The organism is Christensenella sp., assembly GCF_034927525.1.
Lineage (GTDB): Bacteria > Bacillota > Clostridia > Christensenellales > Christensenellaceae > Christensenella.
Window position 1 is genome coordinate 1 of the sequence record NZ_JAYFPU010000225.1, and the last position, 8,935, is coordinate 8,935.

Genomic DNA, 8,935 nt, shown 5'->3' on the forward strand with positions numbered 1-8,935 from the left:
GCAAAGAGAATACGGTAACAGCCAAGTGGCAGACAAAAGAGCAGTATTTTGAATACGTGGAGTCATTGTTCAATAACGAGCTTGACGATATGCTGACATCAACAGGCGTGTCCGCTATTTTCTCCAGCTTCTACAATTCGTTATATGAGTTGGAAAAAGCCCCTGAGTCGAGGAGTATTCGTGACAATGTCCAACAAAATGCAATCAAGATGACGCAAACAATGAATTCATATTATGACAGGCTGATAGAGCAACAGGATACGCTCAATGAAAGCGTTAGGATCACCGTAAATGAAATCAACGATATCGCAAAGACAATCGCGCGTCTCAACGAACAAATTTATGGTTATGAGCTTTCAGGAGCAAAAGCAAACGATCTGCGTGATCAGAGAAACACTCTTCTAGATACGCTTTCGGGGCTCATTAATGTGAATTCTTATGAGGATATGAACGGACAGTTGGTAGTGGAGATAGAAGGAAAAAACCTTGTCCGGCATGGCCAGTATCAGCAGCTTGCGGCGGAGAAAAATGTTGCCAATCCGCTTGATGGCGGCGCAACCCAACTGTATGGCGTTTATTGGGCGGACAGAGAAGGAAATGCAACGGCAAACGCTGTCAATGTGACAAACGGCGCATTGCGCGGCTATATGGATGTGCGGGACGGAAATTCTAAGGATGAAATTGGTATTCCATATATTGTGCAACAGCTCAATAAGCTTTGTCAAAAAATCGCATCGGACATGAACAGCGTGCATGAAAAAGGGTATACCATCCCAAATGAAGCGGATGGAGAAAGCAAGACGGGCATTAGCTTCTTCTACGTTCCGGCGGACGCCAATGATCCGACCAAAAAGGATTACAGCCAGATTACAGCCCAGAATTTCAGGATCAGCGACGATATCTTGAAAGATGTTTTCAATATTGCGGCGTCGGATATGCCTGTTGCCACTACGGGGGATGTAAATGATCAAAAGGGAAACGCAAAAATTGCGATTGCTTTAGCGGAATTAATCACTAAGAAAAATGACGAAGGCAACCCGGATAATATTGACAGCGTATATAAAGGCCTTATGAGCGACATCAGCACGCAAATGAGCCACATACACGATACTGCCGACGGACAGGCGGTCATGAAGGCGCATCTGGAACAGCAGCGCAAATCAGTCAGCGACGTTTCGCTTGATGAAGAGATGACAAATGTGGTTCGTTTTGGGCATGCGTACAGCGCGGCTTCGCGCGTGATTTCGGCAATTGACGAGCAACTCGATACGCTGATCAATAAAATGGGGCTGGTAGGCAGATAATTATTTTTAGCTTGTAAGGCCGGACTGGCAGGAGGATAGGTATGAGAATAACAAACTCAATGATGATAGATAATTTGTTAAGCAATTTGAATGCAGGGATGCGGCGTGTTGGAAAATATAATGACCAACTCGCGAGCAACCGCAAGATCGTAAAACTTTCGGATGACCCGATAGGCGTGCTGAGTAGTTTAAATGCGCGGCAACAGATACGACGCTTGGAGCAATATCAGAACAATGCAGTTGGGTAACGCAAACGGAAACGTCTTTAAATGAGATGGAACAGGTTATCATCGATATGAGAGAGCTGGTCACAGCGGCTTCCGGCGTAAAAAATGAAGGTGACAAAAAAATCTATGCGAAACAAATCGCAGAGTTGACTAACCAGTTGATTGAAACATGCAATTCTGTCAACGGCGACCGTTATACGTTTGCCGGGTTTAATACGACCAATGCGCCGTTTGTAGCGCAGCGGGATGCGGCGGGGAATCTGACGGGCGTTTTGTATAATGGAATTGATCTTTCCAAGGTAGGAAAGAATGTTTCGCCAGGTACGGCGATCTCAGATACGGCAAACGCCTCCGGATTTAAATGGAACGGAATGCTTTCCGCACCAGACAATTATACCATTACTTCTGTCGGAGATCAGGTGACCTTCACTGACCAACAGGGAAACAGTTCGGTAATAACGATTGATCCAACGGGTTGGGCGGCGGAGAAGGGCGCAAGCATTGAATTGCGCGACGCTTCCGGAAAAAGCTTCGGCACTCTTTCATGGAAAAATGGCGCAACGGTTCCCACTGCTGATGAGATCGCCGGGGCGATCGCTTCGGCGGGTACTGTAACCACAAGCTCGATTGCCAATGGTTTTTCTGATGCGGTCATGGGGCCTGACGCTAAGGCTGCGGTCGATGCGAACGGTCTTTCATGGACAGGACAAATCAGAGACGAAAAAGAAAAATATACAATGGAGGCTGACGGAGACCAGATACGTTTTTTGAACTCTTACGGTAGCGTTGTATATACGCATACAGTGAGCGCCGCCGATGTTGCCGCGCAGGAAATCGATCTGTCCGCACAAGGACTGGGCGTGATTTCATGGACGACGGATCCTGCGGCCGACGCGCTTGACCCATCTAAGGATACTGCAGAAAAGGCTGTCGCGCAAATGGTTTCTTCCGCTGGATTTGTGACGACAAAGCTCGGTGAAGAGGCTACGCAAAATATCCAGTTTGAAATTGGATATAATATGAAATTTAACGTATCTTATACGGGAATAGACGTTGTCGGAACGGGCGATAATAATATGTTTAACATCCTGATCAATTTGCAGAACGATTTACAAAACGGCGCTTCCAATGAGGAAATTGCGAAATATATTACTTCGCTCTCGGGCATTCAGGATCAATTGCTTACATGTATTGTCGGGACGGGAACACGAACGACAAAGTTGGATGCAATGGTGAACAGATATTCTCTGGACGCGATCAACTATGAAGCTGTTCGTTCTAATATCGAGGATATCGACCAGGCGCAGACAATTATGAACTATAAGTATAGCGAGGCTATTTTTAAACAGGCATTGGCGAGTGGAGCGCAAATTATACAGCCCACTCTGATGGACTTTTTACGATAGAAACGGTTTTGGAATGATTTGCTGAAAGGGGAGATGCGTAATGAGGTCGCTCAACATTAATACGAGCAGGGCATCACTGGATATATCTTCAACGCGCGCTCAACTTGATATCAAAAACCACGTGCAACGCAAATTCCAAGTAAAAACAACGCGCGCGCAAATGGAAGTGGTTCATCAGCGCCCTGAGATGAAAGTCAATTGGAAGCAGGTCTGGGCCGACCGCGGCATTCGTTCTCCGGAATATTTTCGCCAGCACACGATGCAGCTCGCGCGGCAGATGACAAGAGACGCCGTCCAGAAAATAGTAGAGGGCGGAGATTATTTTGGTTCGCTGGAGACATATTTCGGCACATCCCAAAATGTAGTGGGGGAATGGGCGTATAATAATATGATGGGCGACATTCCTGAAATGTCGATGTCGTCAGGCGCGCCGTCCCCTGAGATTGAATGGACGGAAGGCGCAATGAGAATCGAATGGTCTCCCGGTGATGTGGAAATCATCTGGACGGAGGATTTTATGCCGGATATTATGGTAACGCCTCATTCGGTCGAGATACGGTTGAGGAATCATGGGGATGTAAAGATATCGGTTAACGAAGACAATATCCCAAAAAAGAACGGAGACAAGGTAGATAAAAAGATATGATAAAGAAGGGTTATGCAGTGAAGATAGAATCTGAACGTTTTGGAACAATAGAGATCAATGACCAAAGCATTATAACATTTGATGGGGGACTTCCAGGTCTCGAAGGACTGGGAAAATATGCGATTATTCGTTGCGATCAGACGGAACCGATCCAATGGCTGCAAAGTATTGACAAGCCGGATATATCGATACCGATTATCAATCCGTTCTTGTTAAAATCGGAATATGAAATTGAGGTTGACGATTCTGAGCTTGAGTTGATTCGTACGCATAATGAGGAGGATCTCGTTGTTCTTTGTATTATGGTAATACCGGATGATCTTTCTAAAATGTCGATAAACCTCATGGCTCCGCTCCTAATTAATATCAAAGAAATGATTGGGGCGCAAGTCATGATGGACTATAAAACCTTCCCCATCAGCGAGCCGGCGTTTGAGGCTCTCATGGAATACTACAAAAGAGAAGGGGAGGTGGGAACAGATGCTGGTATTGTCGAGAAAAGCGAATGAATCCGTTGTGATCGGAGATGATATTAAGATCACGCTTCTTAGCATTGATTCCGACCGGGTAAAGATAGGGATTGAAGCCCCAAAGACAATGCGTGTATTCCGGTACGAGGCGCTCAAAAAGGTAGTTTTGGAAAATCAAGCGGCAGCGCATGTGAATGTTAATCTGGTTGAGCTTGCTGGGTTGAAAGAAAACGCGCAAAAAGAAGATTAGTTATTGTATCGCAGAGAAGAAACCGTATTCATTGTGCGGTTTTTTAATGGAATAAGGAGGAGAACATCTTATGGAGAATATTTTTCAGAAAAAGCATACAGCAAACTTGGGAAGTGAGCTTGGCGACATTAAGAATGGCCGTATCAACCTGGGGGAGCAAATGCCGGTTGAGGTATATCGTTTGTTTCAATATACCCTGCGCGATGTTCTTGTAAATGAGTTGGGAAAAGATAAAATGATCGAGCTTTTTCGCAAAGCGGGAGAAAAGGCCGGCAGCACATTTTATCAGGCAAATTTGGGCCAGAAGTTGGATTTTGACGACTTTATTGCCCAGTTGAAAACAGTATTATCTCAAAGTAAAATCGGCATATTAAGAATCGAGAAATTTGACGCGGCAACGGGAAAAGCAATTCTCACAGTTGCCGAAGATCTGGACTGTTCGGGTTTGCCGGTGTTGGGAGAAACGGTGTGCAACTATGATGAAGGGTTTATTGCAGGTATATTGAGTGAATATACCGGAAAAGAATATATCGTGACTGAAATCGATTGTTGGGCTACCGGAGATAGAGTATGCAGATTTGAGGCGCATATAAAATAAATAGAATCCAGGGAAACGTTAATGCCAAATAATGATGAAAAGGTATTGTTTCAGTTTTTAAAAGACATACTGTACAATACAGAGAATGAACAAATCCTTGATATATCCAAACTATCAGCAGAGTTCCGAGATTTAGGCGAGGGGCTTAATTTCTTGAGCCATTGTGTTACGGAAGCAAGGGAATATGCAACCGGAATTGCAAATGGCGATTTCATTGTATCGCATCCCGCAAAAGATAATCCGTTGTGCTGGCCGCTCAAATCCCTTTGTTCCAATCTTGCGTACATGACGTGGCAGATCAGGCAGATTACACAGGGCGATTATAACCAGCATATTGAATTTATGGGAGAGTTTTCTGAAGCCTTTAATTTGCTGACCGAACAGCTAAAACAACGGGAATATAACCTGGCTCTTGAGACAAAACGCGCTGAGGATATGATGAAGTTGTGCATGGAATCAAACGACTTCATGCAATACCTAATGAATCGCTTCAACGAGCCTATCATTATTTTTGAAGAAAATAGTGATAGGGACCTCTATAAAAATTCCATGGCGGTTCGCGAAGAAAAAGAGCATCCCAAGGAAATGAAAACGCTTTATTCCAAATTTTCATCCTTGGAAGGCGATGGAATGGCTACGATAGATATTGGCAAGGATATAAAATACCAGGTTTATCGTTTTCCTATTGTCTGGAAAAATAATCAAGCATATGCATATTGGATTAATCTCAACAGCGAAGCAACTGATACTGCCGGTGAGCAAAACAGCATATATGATTCGCTTACAGGCGTTTTTAATCGAGAGTTTTATTATGAGCTGATCGATGAGGCGGTGGAACAGGAAGCAAAGTTTACTGTTTGTTATGTTGGTTTTGATTTTTTAGAAAAGCTAAATAGCATGGAATCGGATCAATTCGTCAAGGATGTGGCAAGCAGCCTTCAGCAATGTTTTGGAAACGACGGCTATGTATGCCGCATCGATAAGTGTGACTTTATTGTGAAATTGAGAAATTATTCAGACAACATTGCAATTTTACAAATCAAGAAAAGCCATGGAATTCTAAAAAAAGCATATGCAAAGAACATGCATGCGTTGCGTATGCATTATAAAGTTACGGAATACCATAAGGGCGCTTATGAAGCTTCTGAGAAAATACTGTCTGACGCCCGGCAGGACTGTTCTTTTATCGAACCGTCAAAAGTCATTCGTACATTGCCGCAAACAGAACGTGATTCGAATATAGAATACGATCCTATTACCCATTTTCCGACCTTTAGCGTGCTGCAAAAAACAATGTCGAAAGGCGCCTCTGCCCAAAAGAACGGAAAATCAAAGAAGCTTGCGATTTTGTATGCGGACATCTTAAACTTCAAGACGTTGAATGATTACTACAGTTTTTCTGAAGGCGACAGGCAGTTGCTTGCGTTTGCGGATTTTTTGCGACAGAATCTCAATGTTTACGTAGGAACGCGCATACTGTCTGACTTTTTTATCATTATTTTTACATTAGATAAAGGAGAAACGCTGGAGAAAAAAATGGTCGAATTGAACAAGCGAGCAGAAAAATTTTTGCAGCAGCAGCGTTCATATCACCCTAAGTGTAAAATTGAAATTGTCGGCGGCATATGTCCTATTGCTTTAGACACATACAAGGGCATGAACGACGCTCTGGACCATGCAAATATTGCGCGTAAACTTGCTAAAACGGATTACAATACAAAATTTCTCCTGTATGACGATCACATGCAGCAAAAGCAGATGCGAGAGGCGCAATTGGTCTCTAAGCTGAAAACCCTTTTGCAAAACGATGAATTCGAATTTTTCCTGCAGCCGCAGGTGGACGTGCAAACCGGAAAAATCGTATCGGCGGAAGCGTTGTGTAGGCTGCCCCAAAAAGGTACTGTTCTGGCGACTGGACCAAGCGAGTTTCTGTCGCTGATGGAGCGCAATGGAAGCATCGTTGACATGGATTTTCAGATTTATGAAAAGGTTTGTCAGTATTTGCGCAATAAATTAGATCAGGGAAAACCGGTCGTACCGATCTCTTTGAATTTGTCAAGAATTCATATGCAACACAGTGACTTGGTGGAAAAAATTTGTCAATTGACGCAGCGCTATGAGATTGATCCGTCTTTGCTTATGTTTGAGTTAACAGAAAATATTTTCTTTGACTCTTACGAACGCGCGATCAAAGCGTCTAAGGAACTGCGGGAGCATGGATACCGGATATCTATGGACGATTATGGGTCAGGATATTCCTCGGAAGACCTGTTGCTGAATATCAATTTTGACGAATTAAAATTAGACCGCAGCTTTGTACTTTACTTATCTCAGGAAGAAAAAAGAAACAGAACAAATATTGTTCTCAGCAGCTTGATCGAAATGGCAAAACAATTGAGTATGACAATCGTTTGTGAAGGGGTAGAGACGGAAGAACAGTTGAAGATGGTGAAGGGGCTGGGCGTTGATCTTGTGCAGGGATATTATTTTATGAAACCTGTAGATGTAACCAGATTTGAACTTTTTTGGGAATTGAATGACGGACGTTTTCAGTTGCCCAGATCTTAGGCGATGAGCGAATACTCCAAAACAAATGATATGAACATAAACAGGCGGTATTTGCGATCACGGCAAAGCTGATGGTTTGGGTTTCATTCTTATAGGAGACGGAAAGGTAGATCTAAGCGAAATGAAAAAATTTCAAACGACTCTTGGCTATGCTTTGAGAATATTGTATTATTTGGGTAAGAATGGAGAACGGCTTGCAACAGGAACCGAAATATCCTTGGCATTGGGAATATCTTATGAATATTTGTCAAAAGTGTTGGCAAAATTACGCGAAAATAGTATGATCCAATCAGAGCAAGGACGCGATGGCGGGTATCGAATTGTGAAAGGAATTGAGCAGATTTCCGTATATGAAGTAATCAAGGCGATCGAGGGAACGTTAGAGCTCTATGAATCGCCCAAAAGCGCATGTAAATACGACGGAGAAGATGAGATTGTACGATATTTCAACGACGTCAAAAAACAAATGGAAGTCTATTTAAAGGAGATGTCTGTTAAGGATTTATTCAGCCAGAAGACTTATTTGCAGGAAAGGGCGGATGCTGCAAAATCCTGTTGAAGGATAACTTTTAATTTGTTATAATGACACAAATAGATTGATGTTGTATTAAGTATTGGAGTGTGGATTCAAGGCGGCGTATAGAGCCGCCTTATCTGATTATGGCCTATGGAAGATAAGTTATCCCGGCGTATGCGAGCAATCGTTGATAAAATTGACCATGTGCATATTGCTGCGGATATTGGATGTGATCATGGATTGGTCGGCGAAGCGCTGATCAAAGAGACAAGAGCGGATAAAATCATTGCCGGAGACATCAGTGAAAAATCTTTGCAAAAAACGATCGACCTGGCATGCGGCAATTGTTGGAAGGACCGGTTAGACGCCCGTAATGGAAACGGGTTATCCGTTCTTGTAAAAGGAGAAGCGGATGTAATCATCCTCGCCGGCATGGGCGGCTTTTTGGTACGTAGCATTCTGGAGAACGATCTTGAAATTGCGCATTCCGCTAAGAAGATAATCTGCATGCCGCACGGCAATGAGTATGAGTTGCGTGTTTTTTTATATGAGAATAATTTCTTGATTGCCGATGAGGAGCTTGTGCAAGAGGAAAACCATTATTATCAGTTGATGGAAGTGGTTTCAGGTGAAGATGATATGCCAAATCAATTAGAGCTTTTTTTTGGCAGGAGGTTGCTGGAAAAGCGCCAGCCTCCTTTGAAGCAATATTTAATGTCAAGAAAGAAGAAATTGGAATATGTCATTGAACATGCAAAGCAAGGAAGAAATACAGAGGAATACAGAAAAAAAATGAGCGAACTGCATGAACAGATTACGGAGGTATTAAGATGCCTGTAAATTTGCAAAAAATGGAATTATTGATCGAGCGTCTCGCACCCAGAGCTTATGCATATGATTGGGACAACAGCGGCTTCAATATAAAATTGAACCAGACGGAAATTACAGG

General features: G+C 43.2%; 10 protein-coding genes. All 10 read left to right on the plus strand.

Features of this window, described 5'->3' with window-relative positions; translation table 11 throughout:
- On the plus strand, window positions 1-1,304 hold a 1,304-nt coding region (gene flgK / locus VB081_RS09335; RefSeq protein ID WP_323400549.1), incomplete at its 5' end, for a flagellar hook-associated protein FlgK.
- Between the two features lie 41 nt (window positions 1,305-1,345).
- Window positions 1,346-1,552, plus strand: coding sequence for a hypothetical protein (locus VB081_RS09340; protein ID WP_323400550.1), 207 nt, complete (start codon window positions 1,346-1,348; stop codon window positions 1,550-1,552).
- A 26-nt stretch (window positions 1,553-1,578) separates the two neighbouring features.
- Window positions 1,579-2,937 carry a hypothetical protein gene (locus tag VB081_RS09345; protein ID WP_323400551.1) on the plus strand — a complete coding sequence of 453 codons (1,359 nt, stop codon included), beginning with the start codon at window positions 1,579-1,581 and terminating at the stop codon, window positions 2,935-2,937.
- A 40-nt stretch (window positions 2,938-2,977) separates the two neighbouring features.
- Complete coding sequence (locus tag VB081_RS09350) at window positions 2,978-3,583, plus strand: DUF6470 family protein (protein WP_323400552.1); 606 nt, start codon at window positions 2,978-2,980, stop codon at window positions 3,581-3,583.
- A gap of 17 nt (window positions 3,584-3,600) precedes the next feature.
- The gene (gene fliW, locus VB081_RS09355; RefSeq protein WP_323400553.1) at window positions 3,601-4,092 is read left to right on the plus strand and encodes a flagellar assembly protein FliW; all 492 of its coding nucleotides are present in this window, start codon (window positions 3,601-3,603) and stop codon (window positions 4,090-4,092) included.
- On the plus strand, window positions 4,064-4,303 hold the full coding sequence (gene csrA, locus VB081_RS09360; protein ID WP_323400554.1) for a carbon storage regulator CsrA: 240 nt from the start codon (window positions 4,064-4,066) through the stop codon (window positions 4,301-4,303). The genes fliW and csrA overlap by 29 nt, the downstream gene beginning before the upstream one ends.
- Before the next feature lie 70 nt (window positions 4,304-4,373).
- Window positions 4,374-4,901, plus strand: a complete 528-nt coding sequence (locus VB081_RS09365; protein ID WP_323400555.1) for a V4R domain-containing protein — start codon at window positions 4,374-4,376, stop codon at window positions 4,899-4,901.
- A 21-nt stretch (window positions 4,902-4,922) separates the two neighbouring features.
- Window positions 4,923-7,469 (plus strand): bifunctional diguanylate cyclase/phosphodiesterase, encoded by a 2,547-nt coding sequence (locus VB081_RS09370; RefSeq protein ID WP_323400556.1) that lies wholly within the window; start codon window positions 4,923-4,925, stop codon window positions 7,467-7,469.
- A gap of 121 nt (window positions 7,470-7,590) precedes the next feature.
- Window positions 7,591-8,028 (plus strand): RrF2 family transcriptional regulator, encoded by a 438-nt coding sequence (locus tag VB081_RS09375; RefSeq protein ID WP_323400557.1) that lies wholly within the window; start codon window positions 7,591-7,593, stop codon window positions 8,026-8,028.
- A 108-nt stretch (window positions 8,029-8,136) separates the two neighbouring features.
- Window positions 8,137-8,826 (plus strand): tRNA (adenine(22)-N(1))-methyltransferase, encoded by a 690-nt coding sequence (locus VB081_RS09380; RefSeq protein WP_323400558.1) that lies wholly within the window; start codon window positions 8,137-8,139, stop codon window positions 8,824-8,826.
- The last annotated feature ends 109 nt before the right edge of the window (window positions 8,827-8,935 follow it).